The following is a 19,149-nucleotide window of genomic DNA, read 5'->3' as shown; positions in this document are numbered from 1 at the left end:
ATGGCTTTTTGGCAAGGTGTACGGCTTTCATGCGCCCTCGCTTCCCGCGGGGGTCTCGATTGAGTACAAGGTTGAGTCTGGAGAAGCGCTATCTCCGACGGGCAGCGACATCATTGTCGTGTCGGCGGCTGGTGAGCCGCTCCTGTTTCTTCGGGGCAAGACCCTTTTGGCGCGGGCCGATGTCGGCGACACGTTTGTCATCCCCGGAACCGGAGGCGTGCACGTTACGGTTGAGAACTTCTGGGGCAGCGCGTCAAGAAAATATCAGGTTGTGGAGGGCAAACCTTCGGGCGAGGTTACAACCCAGTGTGTTCGGGCAAGCGTTCGAGATGCCTCGGGCAACCTCTTGCATCGGGAATGGGCGCCGCTTGACAAGAAGATCGTCCTTGTAACGCCGGAGGGGGAGCTCGCGCTAAGCCTTGCGAAGCCCAAGAGGCCGCTGGGATTCGACGTCTCTCTTGAGAGATTCGAGGCGCGGACGTATCCGGGCAGCATGATGCCCTCGCAATACATCAGCACCGTAGTTGTTAGCCGGGCCGTGCTTGGTGAGAAGTTCACCTACACAGTTAGTCCCAACCATCCTCTTGTTTATGGGGACTACAAGCTCTACCAGTATGCCTACGACAAGGCGGATGATGGCAAGATGGTCTCGATACTGGGGGTCAGTCGGGACCCTGGCGTGCCAGCGTTTTACATTGGCTCGCTGTGCCTTTTAGTGGGCATGTTGCTTCATTTTTTGTCGGCCCGAAGGCGGAGGGGCGTGCGGCCATGATGAGGAGGCTGGCCTGCATTGGGGTTGTCGCGCTGTTCGCCCTTGCTGTGGCGCTTTGTATCGTCGGGTTTGGCTCAGGTGGTTCGGCGGAGCCTTCGCTTCGCAGCTTCGATGCCCAAGTTCATTCGGCGATATGTGGGCTCCAGCACCTGCCGGTTCAGGATGCTGGGAGGGTCAAGCCGCTGGCCTCGTTTGCCCGTGAGAGGTTGCAGGAGGTCTCAGGGAAGCGCTCTTGGTCTGGGCTTTCCCCGACTCTGACTGTTCTAAGCTGGGCGCTTTGCCCCAAGATGTGGTCAGAAAAACCCATAATCAAAGTTGAGGACGCCCTTGTGCCCGAGCTGTTTGCGCACAACGCGTCTGCCCGGGCAACCTACATCTCCAAAGCGCAGTTGCAGAGGAGCCTTCAAGCGCGGCCCGCCGAAGCCACGGGCGGTCCTTCCGACCGACAGAAGTCGCGAGCGTGGCAGAGGCAGCGAAGGAGGTTGATGCGGTTTGAGAGGCTTGCCTCGGATATGAGGCTTTTCGCTCGCTCTGGTTCTGAGGGCTGGGTATCGCTCAGTAACGAGGCCGGGCTGGAGGCAATCGCGGCGAAGGGTGTGCTTGAAGAGCTAGCGTCATCGCTTGAAGGGCTTGACGAGGTCCTGTTTGCGGACGCGGCGGCGAGAGTTGAAACTATTGCGTCATCTTGCGGCGCTGGCCTGTGGCCGCCACGGTGGCGGCTTGCTCTCGAGCTTTTCTATGACCGAATCAGGCCGCTTTGGGTGCTTGCTCTGCTATACATAGTGATCGCGGTAACATACATAATGGGCTACCTCGCAGGCAGCGAGAGACTGCCGCGCTGGAGCAGCGTCGCGATTATGCCCGTTGCCGCACTGCACATAGCTGCCATCGTCGCAAGGGCGGAAATCGCCAGAAAGGTGATGGCGAGCAACACCTACGAATACATATTGGTGATGACTGTGATCGCAGCAGTAGCGGCGATCGTGCTCAATCTTCGCTCAGGTGAGCCGGCCTACGGATTTTTGGGCAGCTTGCTCTGCGGAGTCGGGTTGGCAGCAACGCTCCTCTCGCCGGTCTCTGGGAAAATCACGCAGCTGCCGCCAGTTCTGAAGAGCGACTGGATGACCTACCACGTTGGCGCGGCCGTGCTGAGCTACGGCGTTTTGTATCTTGCATTCGGCATTTCGGTTGCTTTCCTGCTTCTCTCTGACAAGCGGCAGGCGGCGCTCCGAGCGAGGCTATTTACGAGCAATCTAGCGCTGATTAGGCTTGGCTTTTTTCTGTTAGCGCTTGGGATAATTACAGGCGCAATCTGGGCAGATAGGGCGTGGGGAAGGTATTGGGGTTGGGACCCCAAAGAGAGCTGGAGCCTCGTTACTTGGTGTATTTATGGAGTATTCTTGCACCTAAGGCTCTGCCTCCCCGCCAAGAGGCACCGTGCGGTGCTCGTGGTGGTTTCAATTGTAGGCTTCGTCGCGGTATTATTCACATTCATAGGTGTCAACTACATCCTAAGCGGCCTGCACAGCTACGCTTAAGAGAGGAACAGGAGCGAGTCATGCTTGAGTTTATCAATGCCTACTTCGAGCAGATAAAAAAGACGATAAGTAATATCTCGGGGGAGAAAATCCAGGAAGTCCTCAACATCATTTTCGAGGCGTACAAGAACGACAGGTGCCTGTTCGTCTTCGGGAACGGTGGAAGCGCGGCAACCGCCTCGCACATAGCCTGCGACGCGGCAAAGGGCACGGCGGCGCCTGGCAAGCGGCGTTTCAAGGCGATGTGCCTTTCCGACAACGCACCGCTGATAACAGCCTGGGCCAACGACACCGACTACCGCAACACGTTCGGGGAGCAGCTGAAGAACTTCGTGCAGCCGGGCGATGTGGCGTTGGGGCTGAGCTTCTCGGGAATGTCCCCGAACGTCATAAACGCTTTCAAGACCGCGAACGAGATGGGAGCGACTTCGATCCTGTTTTCAGGCAAGAGCGGCGGTGAGGCCAGGAAAGTTGCCACGGTGCACGTTCTTGTCCCGAGCGAGCACATGCAGCAGATAGAGGACATCCACGCCATGCTCAATCACATAATCTTCATGGTGCTTAAGGAACGCATCGCTGAGTATGACTCGGAGCGAGACGTGGAGGACGAGTAGCGCCCGCCCGTAGTTACGCGGCACAAGCGGCGGCTTGTGGGATAGGCTTTCGGCGAGGCTAACGGTGCTATGGTCTCGGCGGTCAGGGGGAACGTGCGGGCAGATGAGGTTGCTTAACGGCCAACCATTACCTATATTGCCGGCATCCTCAGAGCATCCGTAGGTCATTAAGGGAATCGGCGAGGGGTGCTGGATGATATTCGATGGAGAAGTTTGATGTTTAGGAAGGTTTTGTCAAGCTACGATCAGCACGAGATCGAGCCGAGGATACTGAAGTTCTGGGAAGCTGGCCGCATGTTCGAGCGCCTCGTGCAGAAGAACAAAGATGGCCCTAGATTCTCGTTCATTGATGGGCCGATAACGGCCAACAACAAGATGGGCGTTCACCATGCCTGGGGCCGGACCTACAAGGACATATTCGTTCGCTACAAGTCGATGCAGGGGGCTCACCAGCGCTATCAGAACGGCTTTGACTGTCAGGGGTTGTGGGTTGAGGTGGAGGTCGAGAAGGAGCTGGGCCTCAACTCCAAGAAGGATATCCGCGCCTACGGACTGGATAGATTCTCGACGAGGTGCAAGGAGCGTGTGAGGGAGTATGCCGCGGTGATCAGCGAGCAGTCGAGGCGTCTGGGGCAATGGATGGACTGGGAGAACAGCTATTACACGATGACGGATACGAACATCGAGTATATCTGGATGTTCCTGAAACGGTGCCACGAGAACGGGTGGCTCTATCGAGGCAAACACGTCATGCCGTGGTGCATTCGTTGCGGCACGTCGCTGTCTCAGCACGAGATGGTCGATTCGTATCGTGAGGTCAAGCATCCGTCGGTCTTTCTACAGCTGCCGATCGTTGGGCGCGAGAACGAGTTCTTCATGGTCTGGACAACTACGCCCTGGACGCTGGCCGCAAACACCGCGCTGGCCGTCAACCCAAAGCTTACTTATGCGAAGGCCAGACACGGGGGCAAGGTGGTATATCTATCGAAGGGCACCCTGGCGGCAGTTCTGGGGGACGGCGCTGAGGTGATGTCGGAGCACAAGGGCGAGGAGTTTGAGGGCTTTCGCTACAAAGGCCCATTCGATGAGCTCCCCGTCCAGCAGGCCATAGACCACAGGGTCATCTGCGACGAGATGGTCGGTGAGACCGAGGGCACTGGGATCGTCCACATAGCCCCGGGCTGCGGCGCGGAGGATTTCGAGGTCCACAAGAGGGAAGGTATCGGGATCGTCGATCCGGTCGATGAGGCGGGACGCTACCTCGATGGGTTCGGAGAGCTCACGGGCATGCGCGTGACCGAGGTGGCACCCATTGTTTACGAGTCGCTCAGAGAGAAGGGGTATCTTGTCAAAAAGGAGACGCTAGCGCACCGCTATCCTGTCTGCTGGCGCTGTGGCGACGAACTTATCTTCCGGCTCGTTGAGGAGTGGTTCATCAGGTGCGATGCTCTGCGCAAACCTCTGATTGAGGCGGCGCGGACGGTCAAGTGGATACCGGACTACATGGGCAAGCGGATGGAGGACTGGCTGAACAACATGCAGGATTGGTGCATCTCGAGGCGCCGGTTCTGGGGCTTGCCGTTGCCGTTCTACCATTGTTCGGACTGCGGGCATATAACGATAGTCGGCTCCAGGTCGGAGTTGGCTAGGCTCGCGGGGATGTCTAATGAGGAGCTCCCGGAGCTTCATCGACCTTGGATCGACGCGGTTCCGATTAAGTGCGAGAAATGTGGTGGGAAGGCGGTGCGGACGGAGGACGTCGGGGACTGTTGGATGGACGCGGGGATCGTGCCGTTCTCGACGCTGAAGTATAAGGAAGACCACGAGTATTGGGAGAGGTGGTTTCCCGCCGAGTTTGTCTGCGAGATGCGAGAGCAGATACGGCTTTGGTTCTACTCGATGCTGTTTATGAGCGTAACGCTCGAGGGCCGCTCGCCATATAAGAGCGTCCTGATCTACGAGAAGGTCTTTGATGAGCATGGCGAGCCGATGCACAAGACCCGTGGCAACGTGATCTGGTTCGACGAGGCGGTCGATAAGATGGGTGCGGACATCATGCGTTGGCTTTTCGCCTCGCAGAACACGGCCTACAACATCAGTTTTGGCTACGGACCGGGGAAGGAGATCAAACGTTCGTTGTTGACCTTTTGGAACGCCTACTCCTTTTTCATGACGTATGCCAGCCTCGACCAGCCGAACGTCGTCCTGACCGATGCGCCCACTTCCGGCCTTGCCGAGCTCGACCGATGGGTGCTTTCCCGGCTTCATACGGTTATACGCGAGGCGACCGAGGCTTATGAGCGCTACAATGTCATGTCGGTCGTCAAGCAAGTGGAGGCCTTCTTCGACGACCTGCCCAACTGGTACATCCGCCGCAACCGCAGACGCTTTTGGCGAGCGACCTCCGACACGGACAAGCAGGCGGCCTATCAGACGCTCTATACAGTCCTGGTCGAGGTAACCAAGCTCATCGCCCCCATCGTCCCGTTTCTCTCCGAGGAGATATACCAGAACCTCGTCGTGAGCGTCCATCCGGATGCGCCTCAGAGCGTGCATCTGAGCGATTTCCCGCGGGCGAACAGGGAGCTGGTGGACGCGAGGCTCGAGGCGGATGTTGCACTGACGAAGCGCATCGTGAGCCTGGGTCTCTCCGCCCGGAACAAGGCAGGGATCAAGGTTCGGCAGCCACTCGGCAAGATGCTGGTGCGGCTTGAGGGTGATAATGAAAAAGAGAGGCTCGACCGGTTCCTGCCGGATATCCTCGATGAGCTGAACGTCAAGGCGGTCCAGGTAGTTGATTCGCTTCAGGGCTTTGCCGAGCCTATCGTGAGGTTCAATCTCAAGCTCGTTGGCCCGCGGCTGGGTCCAAAGCTGGTTGAGGCGCGGCGTGCGCTGGAGCCGGAGCGTGCCCGCGTTTACGAGAGTGCCGTCAAGGGCGAGCCCGTTTTTCTTACGGTTGACGGGGAGAAGCTACCCTTTGAGTCTTCAGAGCTGATCCTTGATCTTGAGGGCCGCGAGGGCTATTCGGTGGCCGCTACGGGCGCGCTTACGGTCGCGCTGGACACAGTCTTGGACGAGCCGCTCATAGTAGAGGGCATGGTTAGGGAGCTCGTGCGCCACGTGCAGGTGATGCGGAAGGATGCTGGTTTCAACGTGGAGGACAGGATCGGTCTTTACGTTGCGTGTGGCGATGAGGTGAGGTCGAGGATAGAGCACAGGATCGATTTCCTGAGCCAAGAGACGCTTGCCACAGAGGTGCGATTTGGCGAGAGCCCGGAGGGGGCGTTCTCGCGGTCCATCACCCTGCCAGCCGTGCTGAGCCCGAAGGGGGATGCCCGAGAAACTGAGCGGGTGACGCTGGGCGTGATGAGGCGAAGTAGCTAGCCCGGCTGTTTTCGATTGTGGAGGTTTTTTGGCAATGGCATACAGCGAGAAAGTAATCGAGCATTTTCAGCACCCGCGAAACGTGGGCGAGATTCCCGATGCGGACGGCGTTGGGCAGGTCGGCAACCCTGTCTGCGGCGACGTCATGAAGCTGTTCATTAGGGTGAAGGATGGCCGTATAGTTGACGCCAAGTTCAAAACTTTCGGCTGCGGTGCAGCGATAGCGACGAGCTCGATGATAACCGAACTTGTTAAGGGCATGACGTTAGAGGACGCGCTGAAGGTAACGAAGAAGAATGTGGCCGAGGCGCTTGACGGTCTGCCGCCGGTGAAGATGCACTGCTCGAATCTTGCCGAGGATGCTCTGAAGGCGGCGATTGAGGACTACCTCAAGAAACAAGATGAGAAGGGGCTTCTGAAGCGCTTTTTTAAGAAGACTCGACCTGCGAAAGATGCAAAGGACGACTGAGCCGCCTCATTGAGCGAGTTGGGTTCGGGTTCTTGCGCTGGGTTTCGGGATGTCTGCTGCGCCCGAGCCCATCCGTATTGGGGCTAGCCCAACGATTCGACAATCTGGCTTCGGGACTGGCGATCCCAACTTGCGCAGATATCCCAAGAATCACAGGGCGGCTCAGGAAGGTCATGGAACGACTCCGCCTGAGGTTACAGCTCGCCATTCACAAACGCGCGGGTGGTCTCGTTCCTTATCTCTGCGAAAAGCTTGGGAAGCGGCCCTTCATCGACGACCTGACCGCTGACGAGCAACATCCCACGGTCTCCAACCCTCTTGGCCTGCTCCACATCGTGCGTAACAAACAGAATGGCGATCTGCTCGCTCTCCTTCAGCATCCTGACGTGCTTCTCTACGGTCAGGGTCGAGGTCGGGTCGAGCGACGCAGTTGGCTCGTCCAGCAAGAGCACCTCCGGCTGATTGGCCAGCACCCTGGCAATCGCGACCCGCTGCATTTCGCCCTCGGAGAGATTCTCCGCGTTGCGGTCCAAAAAACTTTCGGCAAGGCCGGCCAGGGCGATGGACCGCAAAGCAAGCTCGCGTTCCTTGAGGGTAACACGGCCCCGGTCCGCTCTTGAAAGCCTCGGTCCATAAAGAACGTTCTCAACCACTGTTTCAGGAAACAGAGCAGGAGATTGCTGCACGAGGCCGATTCTTCGCCTCAGGGTGGTAACCTCGAGCTCCGAGATGTCCAGCCCATCGAGCCGGATAGTCCCGGCCGTGGGCACCAGCAATCGGTTCGCCAGCCTGAGCAAGGTGCTCTTGCCCGAGCCGGACGGCCCCGCGATTATGAATATCTCCCCCACCTTCACGCTGAAGGACACGCCCCTTATGATCGCTCTCTTCTCAACCGGGGCCTTCCGGTCATTGTCGAGCGTAAGCCGCGCAAAAGAAACCGACCTGAAACCAAGCCTCTCAGCCATAGAAGCACGCTTGTTCAGCACGGGCAGACCGCGTCATCAGCGTCAACCCAGAGATTTTTTGTATGTTATCTTCGTTCTCTCTCATGTGTTTATGCAAATGGGTCATGTCCTAACTTTCCTGCAAACAAGGAGTGGCGCGAGACCAGGGTTGATATAGGTTCAACCGAAAAGCTTCTAACCAGAAAGAAAGGAGACCTCGCGCACGAAGAAGGCTGCGCCAAGTGAGTTGAAGAAGCAAGCGTTGAAAGAGTTGTTGAATGGCTGGGGAGGCGATGATGATAGTCGGGGTTGTCTCTCGAGAAGACGCTCCAGGAGCTTTTGGAAGGGGAGCAGGAGGAGCGATTGGGTCGCGCTCGGTATGAGCGTGGGGACCTCGATCCCGTAGGCTGGGCCTGCGGCCGGCGCCTACGGCTACCGGTGTTGTCCCCCTATCGGGGAACCAAAGGACAAGACGCTCTTACGGCGGCAGAGGAGGAGATTGCGGATTGAAGGCTCCGCTTCCGTTGTGGTTTCCCTCCTTTCTTAGTGGTTCTTCGTGTCCTTGGTGGATTCCCACTTCCGGCAGACGGTCAGATTGTGGATTGCGGATTGCAGATTGAAAGCTTAGTGTGTTTTATGTCCTTCGTGGAGACTACATGACAAGAATACAGAGCATACGGCAGCGAATAACAGATAGGGATTACTACTTGTCATCGCACGCCGAAGACGAGATGCTTGCTGATGACATCGATCGGGAAGACATTGAACATGCCATTCAGAGGGGTAGAATAGAGAAAAGACTGATTCGTGATCCAAGAGGGGCGAGGTATAGAATCGAGGGGCCGGCCGTGGATGGCAGGCTCATGCACGTGATCTGTAGATTCCATGTGGACCATAGCCTAATCATTATTACTGCTTACGTCTTAGAGGAATAGCCATGAAGTGCGAGTTCTGTGATGGAATAACGATTCGGAAGAAGGTGAGAAGACAACACTGGCTCCATGGCAAGCTCTTCATCGTGGACAATGTGCAAGCGGAGGTATGCACGGAGTGTGGTGAGCGGTATTTCCATGCGTCCGTGCTGGATGACATCGACCGTCTTCTCGAGTCTCGACACACTGTCAAAGAGCATTTGGACGTCGAGGTCGTGAGCCTATAGGCAGCCTAACACGGTCTTGCGGCGGCAGACGGTCAAATTGCGGATTGAGGTATCTGCGTTCTTCGCGGTTCCCCTCTTTTCTTAATGCTTCTTCGTGTTCTTGGTGGATTGCCTGTTCTATTCGATAAATGATCCATGAAGAGGCACGAACCGACACGAAGCGTTTGCCCCGTCCCCCGATTCCTGCTGGTTCGGTACTCATTTGCGGTTCACGGCTTGTTGACGTTACCGGGCCTGTTACGTTACATTTTGGAACAGCAAGTAAGGATGTATTACTGATGGGAGGAGGTCCCGATGATCTTTCACGTGAGACTTGAGAAGGCTGAAGACGGTTGGATTGTGGCTGAATGTCCTGCCCTTCCCGGTTGTGTCTCCCAGGGCAAGGACGAGAAGGAAGCTCTGGAGAACGTCAAGGAGGCGATCACCGCCTGGCTATGGGCGGAGGACCAGAAGGCGGCCGCGACGCTGCCCCGCGAGCCCGGCAGGCAGCCGATAGTGGTGTCGGTCTGACAGAATGGCCAGGTTGGGCAATATCTCGGGAAGAGACGCAGTGAAAGCGTTCCAGAAAGCAGGCTGGCAGCCGCTGGGGCAAGTGGGCAGTCATCTGGTTTTGGTGAAGCCCGGGATTAGGGTGAATCTCTCCATCCCTCAGCACAAGGAGCTGTCAGTTGGGACTTTGCGAGCGCTTATTCGGGCCTCAGGCTTGACTGTTGAAGAGTTCTTGGACTTCTTGTGATCTGGTTTACACGGGTCGATCGCGTCGTGTAGCACGGCTGACCTGGAGGGAATTGGATGATTGTCGAAATCGATAGAGAAAAAAACGGCCGGTGGACTGCGGATTGAAGGCTCCGCCTCCGTTGCGGTTTCCCTCCTTGCTTCGTGGTTCTTCGTGGATTCCCACTTCCGACGGACGGCGAGATAGACCGCCTTGTCTATGTTGGTATCTGCCAGGGACCGGACTTTCTCTTGCGACTCCAGTGGCGCATCACCCAGTAAGGCGTTAGAATGCAGATGTATGCCGACTGGAGGCACAGCAGCATGAGCATCTTCAGGTATAGGAACGGCCTTGTCCAAAGAAACCTGATGAAGCGAGACATCTTGAGCGCTGGCTGGACAAGAGCCCTGTGGTAGAGAAGGACTCGTAGTGGGTGTCTGTGGACGGACCTTCTGTAAAGGCTCGGATGCCGCTCGTATAAGTAAAACTCGCTCTCAAGGTTCCTGGTGCGCGTCAGGAGCTTTCGCATCGTAGTGGGTCTGGGCGGATGGACGACCACGGCCTGGGGCGAAAAACCTATCTCGCCGATGCTCTCTATCTTGAATGTGATGTCCCAGTCCTCGTTATCCGGTGTGCCAATGAGGCGACATCCGGGGTAGGGAAAGGACTCCTCGAACATGCCAACCTCAAGCAGAGGTGTCCTCCTGTATGCAACGTTGCACGTCGGATAGCTATAGCTGAGGTTGTTCTCGACCTGATGTGTAAACGGCGTGATTCTCTCAGGCTCCGAGACCGTTTTGCCGCCCACGCCCAGGTGGCCCGGGTGTTCGGCAAAATGCCTGTCGATTGCGCTTAACCAGCCGCTTGCAGGCACGCAGTCCGAATCCGTGAACGCGACAACTTCAAACCTCGCAGCCAAGATGCCGGCATTCCGAGCTCGCGAGGCGCCGCCTCGCTCGTTGCGCAGGTACGTGAGCCGGGTGCCACGCGCCTCGAACCGGCGGGCGAAATGTTTGACCACGGCATCCGCCCCGTCTGTCGAGCCATCGTCGGCGACCACCACCTCGAACTGCGATGGGTCGAAATCCTGACCGAGCAGCCCCTCGAGGCAGGCCGGAAGGAGGTCTCTGCTGTTGAATGTGGGAACTACGACGGATATTCTCAAGGCTCTACTCCGGCAAGTTTACAATCCTCTTGATAACATCCTTGGTTGAGTGTGCCTTGGGATCGCCGCAGATCACCGTCCGTCCCCCGTAACTCTTCACAATCTCCCGCTCGGGCACGGTCTGCTCGGTATAATCTGTCCCTTTCGCGTGAATGCGCGGCCTAAGTCGCTCGATAACGCTCGAGACGTCATAACCCGAGAAGATGCAGACCCAGTCGGTCGATTGCAGCCCGGCGATTATCTCGGCCCTGGCATCCTCGCCCAGGACCGGCCTTCCCGGGCCTTTCAGCTTCCTGACCGAGGCGTCATCGTTGACCGCGACCACCAGGCAATCTCCAAGTGCTCTGGCTGCCTCAAGATAGCGCACATGACCCACGTGCAGAATGTCAAAGCAGCCGTTGGCGAGGACAACTGTCTTGCCCCCATCGTTCAGCGCGGCGACTATCTCCTCGAGCTCCGCCAGCGTCCTTCTCTTCCCAAAGTAATAATCCATTCCCAAGTCAACAGCCTATCACATAAGGAGCTTCGATCCACGAATGCCTTGCACGCGTTTTTGAGGCTGCGCCATAATTCTGTTCATACAGGTTTCACCATTTCACTCCACAATAATCGTACGTGATCGCACGCGTGGTTTCAATGTCTAACCAACCGTATGAGTTTGGGACATCACGCGTGTGTCACCCTAGGGCCGGTGTTTGCCCCACCCCGAAGGTCGTAATCCTACCGCAGAACCATGCCCGAATCTCGCGGATCAATAGAAGGGACGATGCCGGCGGCCCTCGCGGATGCCGGCCCATGCGCTGTCCAGTTGCCGCTGGTCTCGATGTCAACCAGCCAGTAGTTGTAGGTTATGCCCGGCTCGACGTTCGTGTCGGTGAAGGTGTATGAGGTGCCGGAGGCAGGGGCGCCTTGCCCTGGGATCAAACCGCTGATCAGCCTGTAATCCTGGGTGCCGGCGATCTCCCTGAAGAGCACGAAGCCCGCGCTGTCGATCTCTGCGCCAGTTTCCCAGGTGACCAGGATAGCTGAGCCAGCCGGCCGCGCCTCAAATGATGTGAGGCTGATCGAGGTGTCGCCCTGGCCGTCGTAGGCCTCGGGATAGTGGTAGCCCATGTCGATCGGGCCTGTGCCGCCGTCGCTGTCATCGTCGCCATCCTCCCGACCGTCTGTGCAGGTTGTGGTTCCTTCGAGGCCATAGTCCGCTACGCCGCCATAGCCGGCGTCGAGGCACGGCGAATCGCCCGCCTGCGCGCCAGTGTGAGCGAGATAATACTCGAACGGCGGGTCGCCGGTCGGGACGAACAGCGGATCATCATCGATATTGCCCTCGCCGGAGTAGCCGCCCTGCACGCAGGAATATGTGATATCGACGGAGCTCGTGGGGCTTACATAGACCTGCTCGGTCGAATTGCCGTACAGTATCGAATTGAGGACCTCAAGGTTGCAGAACGCTTCGCAGTAGATGCCCCCTACCCAACCGTCCGCTGTATTGTCCGCGATTGTGCAGCTTCTTAACGCCAGCGTGCATTTCCAGCAGGAGTAGATCGCCGCGCCATAATCAGCCGTGTTGTGAGCGATCATGCAGTTTAGGAGGTCAACAGAGCTCTCATCATAACAGAATATCCCGCCACCAATCTCCGAAGTGTTGTTCATGACTACGCAATCGCTCATCTCAACGGAACTGGCCTCGAAGTAAATGGCGCCTCCGAATTCGTCCGCCGTGTTGTCGCAGATCGTGCAGCCAGTTACGGTCGCGTCGCTGTTGACGCAATAGATCCCGCCGCCCAGAGTGGCACTCCCATTCTGAATCGTGAACCCATCGATTCTCACGACTTTCTTATCGCTGATCGTTACAACATGGCCATTGTGCCCGCCGTCAATGATTGTCTCATTCTCGCCCGGATCCCGCGTGCCGCCGCCAGGCGGATACCCGCCCAGAAGCGTTACATAACTGTTGAGCGTTATATTCTCAACATAGGTCGCGGCCGCAACGTGAATGGCACTTATCGTGTCGTGTGAGGTCTCGATAGCCGCCGCTATCGTGGCCAAGGCGTTTTCCCAGTTCTCTCCGCTATTGCTGTCGTGACCGTTCGCGGCGTCAACGTAGTAGGCAACAACGCCCGGGTAATGAAGACCCATGTCTATCGGGCCAGTGCTTCCGTCGCCGTCGTCGTCACCGTCCTCAGAACCATCCCTACAGGTCGTCAAACCATCGAGCCCGTAGTCCTCCACAGCCCCGTAACCGCCATCGAGGCAGGGAGAATCGACTCCGTCGATCTCCTCATGTGAGAGATAATAGTCTCCATCTAGACCAGCAACAAAGAGCGGGTCCTCGTCAATGTTCCCGGTTCCAGACCAGCCGCCTTCAACGTCGGAGTAGGTGACCCTAACGTACGACGTGTCCCCACCGATTTCGTCCGGGCTATCACCCCAAAGAATTGAGTTCAGAATCCTCGGCGAATCGTAGCCGCTGCAGTATATGCCGCCGCCGGCTTTGCCCGCCGTGTTGCCGCTGATCGTGCAGTCGGTCAGAGTCGGAGAACTGGAGTAGCAGTAGATGCCGCCGCCGTATTCGCTCGCCGTGTTGCCGCTGATCGTGCAGTTGGTCAGCGTCGGAGAACTGTCGTAGAAGCAGCCGATGCCGCCGCCGTATTCGCTCGCCGTGTTGTCCGAGAGCGTACAGTTGGTCAGCGTCGGTGAACTGTCGAGCCAGCAGTAGATGCCGCCGCCGCGTTCACTCGCCGTGTTGCCGCTGATCGTGCAGTTGGTCAGCGTCGGTGAACTGGAGTCGCAGAAGATGCCGCCGCCCCAGTGCGCCGTGTTGGCCGAGACCGTGCAGTTGGTCAGCGTCGGAGAACTGGAGTCGCAGAAGATGCCGCCGCCATAGCTGTCGGACCAGCTGCCGTCGGCGTTGCCGCCGGTTATCTTGAGGTTTTCGATTGTGAAGTTGTTGTCGTTGTGGCAGTAGATTACATGATATGCCGCATTCTTGGCGTCGAGCGTTGTCGTGGCCTCGTCCTCGCCCGAGAGCGAGACGTAGCTTTCCATATTGAGCGGGTAGGATTCCCCGTTAGTTGAGGCGGCATACGTGCCCACAGCGATATGGATAGTGTGGGGGTCAGCAGCCGTGCCCGAAATCTGTCCGAGGGCGTAGGTGATGGTCTTCCAGGCTCCTGTTCCGGCACTACCGCCGTGAGAACCGTCATCTGTCCCATTCGTTCCATCAACGTAGTAATCATCCGCTAGTGCGCATCCTCCAAGAACCACAAAGATCGCTACCATGGCGATAGCCAATGCAGTTGTTCGAGCTCCCATAAGTAGTCTCCTTTCTTGTTGCAGATTGAGCTTCGGGCAATAAATCAACGCCGATGGCAGGCCTGTGGCCGTCGCTCATGGTCTCTTCGCCCTGCTTCTATTGCCCGATTCCGTTACCAAAACATTTAAGAAAAGCAATTCAATGAGGAGGGACCTGTCGGATATGCACCCAACGGAGTGAATCAGACGGTAGGAAAGGAGGCATGTATTAAATCGCCCCGGTGCCCACCTTCTGTTTCGCTATCCCACTCGGTTAAGTATGACCGAGAATGGGGCAGGTGTCAAGTTTTCGGGAGATTACGCCGCTAATCAGCTGGCGGGGATCGTATATGCGCGCCTCATTACGCACATGGCCGGCGAAGGGCAGTTGGTGTGATTAGTAGTGGTGGTTAGGGTGCGAAGTTGTTTTTTTTCGGGTCTTCGTGCCCTCGCGGTTGAGTCTCCTACGGTTACGAGAGCGACAGATCGATCTTGTCAAGCACCGAACCGTCGAGATTGCCAACTATCGTGATCCCGAGCTCTCCATCTGAGAACAGCAGCCGGACCAGCTCGTTGACAGAATCCTTCGTAACGGCATCTACGCCAGCGCAGATCTCGTCGAGCGAGAATACCTTGCCAAAATACGCCTGCCCCCTGACGAGGCGCATCACGCGGGCGTAGGTCGACTCGAGCGCAAGCATAAGACCGCCCTTCAACTGTTCCTTGGTCTGGATTATCTCCTCATCTGTTACGCCGTCTTGAGCGAGCGTCCTGAGCTCCTGCACGATCAACTTCACAAGACGCCGCAGACTCGCCTCCGCGCTGGCCGAATGGATGGCAAAGAGCCCGCTATCTCTTCTCCTGATCGAAAAAGTGCCAATCGAGTAGCAGAGCCCATGTTTCTCCCTTATCTCCTGAAACAACCTGCTGCTGATGCCGCCGCCAAAAAGCGTGTCCAAGACCGCAAACTCGTAGCGATACGCGTTATCGTAGGGCAACCCCTTCATGCCCAAACACAGGTTAATATGATCGAATTTCCTGTTATAGACCGTGCGCTTGGGCATATACGTGGGCGGGCCGAAGTCTGCCTCGTCACTGGGATTGCCCGGGGGAAGCTGGCCGAAGGCGGCAGTGGCGGCCTCAATGAAGCGATCGGTGTCGATATGCCCGCTGGACGCTACGATCATGTTCTTGCCCACATAGTGCTTCTCGTAATACTCGACTACCTTCTCGCGATCGATGCCTCGGACGGTTTGGTCCGTGCCCAAGATGAGCATCCCGCTCGGGTGCCTCGGCCATGCGTCCTTAACATATTGATCGAAAGCGTTTGAGCCCGGGTCGTTCGTCTCCCTGAGTATCTCGTCCAACACGACCTTGCGTTCAAGCTCGATGTCCCTCTTCAAGAAGCGAGGCGCCGTAACTAGATCGGAGAGCACGTCCACACCCAGGCCCAGGTGCTTGTCCAGTATCTTCGCCGAGAACGTCGTCGCCTCGTGGTCGGTCCAGGCGTCAAGCACGCCGCCGACGCCCTCAATCGCCCTTGCGATGTCCTTGGCGCTGCGGCGCTCTGTTCCCTTGAAGACAAGATGCTCTATGAAGTGCCTGACGCCCGCATCCCGCGTCCAATCAGCCGGCGGTGTGGTGCTGGTCCATACTGCGATCGACACCGATTTGACGTGCTCAAGCCGCTCTGAGAGCAGCGTAACACCATTATCAAGGACAAACTTCTCGATCACCATACAGATTCAGCCGACAAACATGGACGGACGATGAGCAGAGAGCCCAATTCCGAAAAGCTGTGCAAGTGAGACCTCTTGGCCGCTAGCTTCGGCTCAGACATCGAGATTCCTAACAAGAAGCGCGTTCTGTTCGATGAACTCCCGCCGCGGTGGAATCTGGTTCCCCATTAACATGGCGAACAGCTCGTCAGCCGCAAGAGCATCCTCAACCGCTACCTGCACCAGTGTTCGCTTAGCTGGCTCCATCGTGGTCTCCCAAAGCTGATCGGGGTTCATCTCGCCCAAGCCCTTGTATCGCTGAATAGTCAGGCCCTTGCTGCCGACGGCCTTGATAGCGTCCATAAGCGCATCATAAGACTCGATCTGCACCTCCTTGTCGTTCGCCACGAGCACCAAGGGAAGCTTCCACAACTGATCCTTGAGCTCAATGTAGTCCCGATACATCCCCGACGAGATAAAAAACCAATTGATCCGCGAGAGCCTTGAAGTGGGCTGGCGGTGGTTCGTAACCATTATCTCATAAAGCCCTGAATCGTCGTTAGGCAAAAGCCGGACCGCCAGGTCAATCGCCTGCTCGCTGACAATTTGTTTCAGGCGAGATTTCAGCTCATTCGCAGCATCGCTCGTCTCGAAAACGCTCTCATCCTTAATGTCAAGCTCAACAAGGGCGTCCACAAGCTTGACCGGCAGGCCGAGCTGGTTGATGCGATTCAGGGCGTCGCTGTACTTCGCAACTTTCCTAAGATAGGCCCTGAGCTCCTTGCCCTGCAGCTCGTTTCCATCGTTCTTAAGAACTGACCCCTCCGAACCACGTTGCAAGAGATGCCGCTCGAGGTCCTTCTCTTGCCTCATGTACGTCTCCTTCTTGCCTACCCTCACCTTGTACAGCGGAGGCTGGGCGATAAACAGGCGACCAGTCGTTATGATCTCCTTCATATACCTGAAGAAAAACGTCAACAACAGCGTCGTGATATGCGACCCGTCAACGTCAGCGTCCGTCATGATTACTATCCGACCGTAGCGCAGCTTGTCGATCGCAAACTGGTCATTACCAACGCCTGCCCCGAGCGCGGAGATGATCGTCTTGATCGCATCGTTAGCAAGCATCTTGTCCTGGCTGACCTTTTCCACGTTCAGTATCTTGCCTCTGAGCGGCAGGATCGCCTGAAACGTGCGATCTCGCCCCTGTTTGGCGTTTCCTCCCGCCGAATCGCCCTCAACCAGAAGAATCTCTGTCTTCTCGGGGTCTCGCTCCGAGCAATCGGCAAGCTTCCCAGGCAACGGGCTGGACTCCAGCACGCTCTTGCGCCTCGACAGTTCCCTCGCGCTCCTTGCCGCGGTTCTAGCCCTTGCCGCGTTCGCAACCTTGCCGGCCACTTTTCTGGCCTCGGTGGGATTCTCCTCCAAAAAGGTCCGCAGAAACTCGCCTATCGCCGACTCGACAATCCCTTTAACCTCACTGTTGCCGAGCTTCGTCTTGGTCTGGCCCTCAAACTGAGGGTGTCGAAGCTTGACGCTCAACACGGCGATCAGGCCCTCACGAACATCGTCCCCGGACGGCAGCTCCTTGATGTCCTTGAAGACCTTGTTCTTCTGACCATACGCGTTTATCGTCTTGGTCAACGCCGCCCTGAAGCCCGAAAGATGTGTCCCACCCTCCTTTGTCATCACGTTGTTCGCAAACGACAAAATCTGGCTCGAATAGCCATCATTATAGCCCATAGCGAGGTCTATCCCAACGTCCTCCAAGTGGGTCAAAAACGAAAGTGGTTTGAACAACAACTGACGCCGCTCCGCCCGATTCAGGTCCGAAACAAACGAGGCAAGACCTCCCGTTGTCCGGAAGACCTCCTGCTTGCCCGTCCTGCTGTCCTCGAGCTCAATACGAAGCCCGCGGTTCAAATACGACAGGTTTTTTAGCCGCCGAGCAATAGTGTTAAACTGTATCTCCGTGTCCTCGAATATGCTCCTGTCAGCCAAAAACCGTATCTTGGTCCCATGTAATCTGGTCCCGCTGACCGCCTTGAGCTCGCTCACAGGAAACCCTCGCTTGTAGCTTTGGCGATATATATTCCCGTCTCGTTTGATCTCGAGCTCAAGCCATTCTGAAAGCGCATTCACGACCGACAGACCTACGCCGTGAAGCCCACCAGAAACCTTGTATGCGCCAGCCTCGAACTTCCCGCCAGCGTGCAGCGTCGTCATAACAACCTCCGCCGCCGACTTCTGCTCGCCCTCGTGCCAATCCACCGGAATACCCCTCGCATCGTCAGAAACCGTCACTGAGTTATCCGAATGGATAGTTACCTTTATGCTGGTGCAGAAACCAGCCATCGCCTCGTCAACGCAGTTATCCACGAGCTCATAAACCAGATGGTGAAGACCATACTCGTCCGTGCTACCTATGTACATCGCCGGCCGTTCACGAACCGCCTCGATGTCGCCCAGGACCTTTATGCTCTCTGCGTCATACGCTTCGTCTCCTCGCTCCTCCTCCGGAACCTCAACCACGAAGCTCGAATCTGCACCATCTCGCCCAGGTTCGGCGCGCAACTCTTCGTCTCTTTCTTCCATCAAAACTCCCCTATTGTTGGTGTCTTTTTCTCCTTCAGATATTAGGTCAAAGTATGCCCTGGGTCAAGTTATCAATTGTCGGAGTTTCACCCTAATTATTGTAGGTAACTTCGGCTTGTCCCTTGCTTTCCTCCAATTGCAGCATGGTTGTCGGGATTTGCGTCTCGACACGGGCCTGCTCAACTGAAGGCGTTCTCCCTGCATCCCCGAAAGGGGGACAATACGAATAGCCGTAGGCCTTCAGCCTACGGAATCAAGGTCGAAGGGAAAAAAGGAAACAGCCCTAAAGGGCTGAATATAGCCTGTGGAGCGGCTGTTCGACCCCTTCAGGGCGAAACCAGGCAGCGTGCCCTCGAAGATCCGCCTGTTGCGAATACCAGCGACGACCTATGCGTCGAAGCGGAACTGCCAACCGTCAGCCTATCCCCTCCACAATTCTGCTCTCCGCCTCCGTCAGATCGTAGAGCTCATAGACTAGCCGGTCGATCTCCGCGTCCGTCACGGCAATCTGTCGTTGTTTTCCTCGACCTGATGCAAAGCGACTCCGTGTTTCCATCAGCGCGGGCGATAAGCATCCTTGCGGTGGCGAACATAGTGGACAACGATCAGCCGGCTCTCCTCCACGACCTCGTATATGATCCGATAATCCCCAACGCGAACCCGGTAATGGTGCCTCGTCTCCCTCAATTTTCGACAACCTTTGGGCCGCGGATCAACCAGCAAATCCATCCACCGTTTCGATTATCCTGGGAATGATGGGCTTGTCGATCCTACGGAGGTCC

The 19,149-nt window shown here is 56.9% G+C and carries 17 protein-coding genes; 10 read left to right on the top strand and 7 right to left on the bottom strand.

Annotated elements, in window-relative coordinates; genetic code table 11:
- The 5 genes from VM163_07880 to nifU all read left to right on the top strand — a co-directional run.
- The coding region (locus VM163_07880) for a cytochrome c biogenesis protein ResB (protein ID HUT03793.1) at positions 1–772 on the top strand (772 nt) is incomplete at its 5' end.
- Complete coding sequence (ccsA, locus tag VM163_07875; protein ID HUT03792.1) at positions 769–2,310, top strand: cytochrome c biogenesis protein CcsA; 1,542 nt, start codon at positions 769–771, stop codon at positions 2,308–2,310. The genes VM163_07880 and ccsA, both read left to right, overlap by 4 nt.
- Positions 2,311–2,330: 20 nt before the next feature.
- Complete coding sequence (locus VM163_07870) at positions 2,331–2,924, top strand: SIS domain-containing protein (protein ID HUT03791.1); 594 nt, start codon at positions 2,331–2,333, stop codon at positions 2,922–2,924.
- Between the two features lie 216 nt (positions 2,925–3,140).
- Positions 3,141–6,308, top strand: a complete 3,168-nt coding sequence (ileS, locus tag VM163_07865; GenBank protein ID HUT03790.1) for an isoleucine--tRNA ligase — start codon at positions 3,141–3,143, stop codon at positions 6,306–6,308.
- A gap of 34 nt (positions 6,309–6,342) precedes the next feature.
- Positions 6,343–6,777 (top strand): Fe-S cluster assembly scaffold protein NifU, encoded by a 435-nt coding sequence (nifU, locus tag VM163_07860; GenBank protein ID HUT03789.1) that lies wholly within the window; start codon positions 6,343–6,345, stop codon positions 6,775–6,777.
- Between the two features lie 194 nt (positions 6,778–6,971).
- On the opposite strand, the gene VM163_07855 is transcribed toward nifU, so the two are convergent.
- Positions 6,972–7,742, bottom strand: a complete 771-nt coding sequence (locus VM163_07855; protein HUT03788.1) for a phosphate ABC transporter ATP-binding protein — start codon at positions 7,740–7,742, stop codon at positions 6,972–6,974.
- Positions 7,743–8,030: 288 nt separating this feature from the next.
- Here VM163_07855 and VM163_07850 point away from each other — a divergent pair, with 288 nt between their 5' ends.
- The 5 genes from VM163_07850 (at position 8,031) to VM163_07830 (ending at position 9,616) form a co-directional block, all read left to right on the top strand.
- Complete coding sequence (locus VM163_07850; protein HUT03787.1) at positions 8,031–8,231, top strand: hypothetical protein; 201 nt, start codon at positions 8,031–8,033, stop codon at positions 8,229–8,231.
- 146 nt (positions 8,232–8,377) lie between these two features.
- A complete protein-coding gene (locus VM163_07845; protein HUT03786.1) occupies positions 8,378–8,656 on the top strand; it encodes a DUF4258 domain-containing protein in 279 nt (92 codons plus the stop codon).
- 2 nt (positions 8,657–8,658) lie between these two features.
- The gene (locus tag VM163_07840) at positions 8,659–8,880 is read left to right on the top strand and encodes a YgiT-type zinc finger protein (protein HUT03785.1); all 222 of its coding nucleotides are present in this window, start codon (positions 8,659–8,661) and stop codon (positions 8,878–8,880) included.
- A gap of 294 nt (positions 8,881–9,174) precedes the next feature.
- Entirely contained in the window at positions 9,175–9,390 is a 216-nt protein-coding gene (locus VM163_07835) for a type II toxin-antitoxin system HicB family antitoxin (GenBank protein HUT03784.1), read from the top strand.
- 4 nt (positions 9,391–9,394) lie between these two features.
- Positions 9,395–9,616 (top strand): type II toxin-antitoxin system HicA family toxin, encoded by a 222-nt coding sequence (locus VM163_07830; protein ID HUT03783.1) that lies wholly within the window; start codon positions 9,395–9,397, stop codon positions 9,614–9,616.
- Positions 9,617–9,812: 196 nt separating this feature from the next.
- Here VM163_07830 and VM163_07825 read toward each other — a convergent pair whose 3' ends face one another.
- The 6 genes from VM163_07825 to VM163_07800 all read right to left on the bottom strand — a co-directional run bounded on the left by VM163_07825 (position 9,813) and on the right by VM163_07800 (position 19,054).
- Entirely contained in the window at positions 9,813–10,760 is a 948-nt protein-coding gene (locus tag VM163_07825; protein HUT03782.1) for a glycosyltransferase, read from the bottom strand.
- Between the two features lie 4 nt (positions 10,761–10,764).
- Positions 10,765–11,253 carry an adenylyltransferase/cytidyltransferase family protein gene (locus VM163_07820; protein HUT03781.1) on the bottom strand — a complete coding sequence of 163 codons (489 nt, stop codon included), beginning with the start codon at positions 11,251–11,253 and terminating at the stop codon, positions 10,765–10,767.
- Between the two features lie 227 nt (positions 11,254–11,480).
- The gene (locus tag VM163_07815) at positions 11,481–14,075 is read right to left on the bottom strand and encodes a right-handed parallel beta-helix repeat-containing protein (protein ID HUT03780.1); all 2,595 of its coding nucleotides are present in this window, start codon (positions 14,073–14,075) and stop codon (positions 11,481–11,483) included.
- A gap of 449 nt (positions 14,076–14,524) precedes the next feature.
- Positions 14,525–15,793 (bottom strand): pitrilysin family protein, encoded by a 1,269-nt coding sequence (locus VM163_07810; protein ID HUT03779.1) that lies wholly within the window; start codon positions 15,791–15,793, stop codon positions 14,525–14,527.
- Between the two features lie 93 nt (positions 15,794–15,886).
- Positions 15,887–18,367, bottom strand: coding sequence for a DNA topoisomerase (ATP-hydrolyzing) subunit B (gene gyrB / locus VM163_07805; GenBank protein HUT03778.1), 2,481 nt, complete (start codon positions 18,365–18,367; stop codon positions 15,887–15,889).
- A 555-nt stretch (positions 18,368–18,922) separates the two neighbouring features.
- A complete protein-coding gene (locus VM163_07800; protein ID HUT03777.1) occupies positions 18,923–19,054 on the bottom strand; it encodes a type II toxin-antitoxin system RelE/ParE family toxin in 132 nt (43 codons plus the stop codon).
- Positions 19,055–19,149 lie beyond the last annotated feature (95 nt).

The sequence above is a fragment of the bacterium genome, from assembly GCA_035527515.1.
Lineage (GTDB): Bacteria > B130-G9 > B130-G9 > B130-G9 > B130-G9 > B130-G9.
Note: the sequence above shows the minus strand (reverse complement) of the source record. Positions and strands in the feature narration are given on the sequence as shown.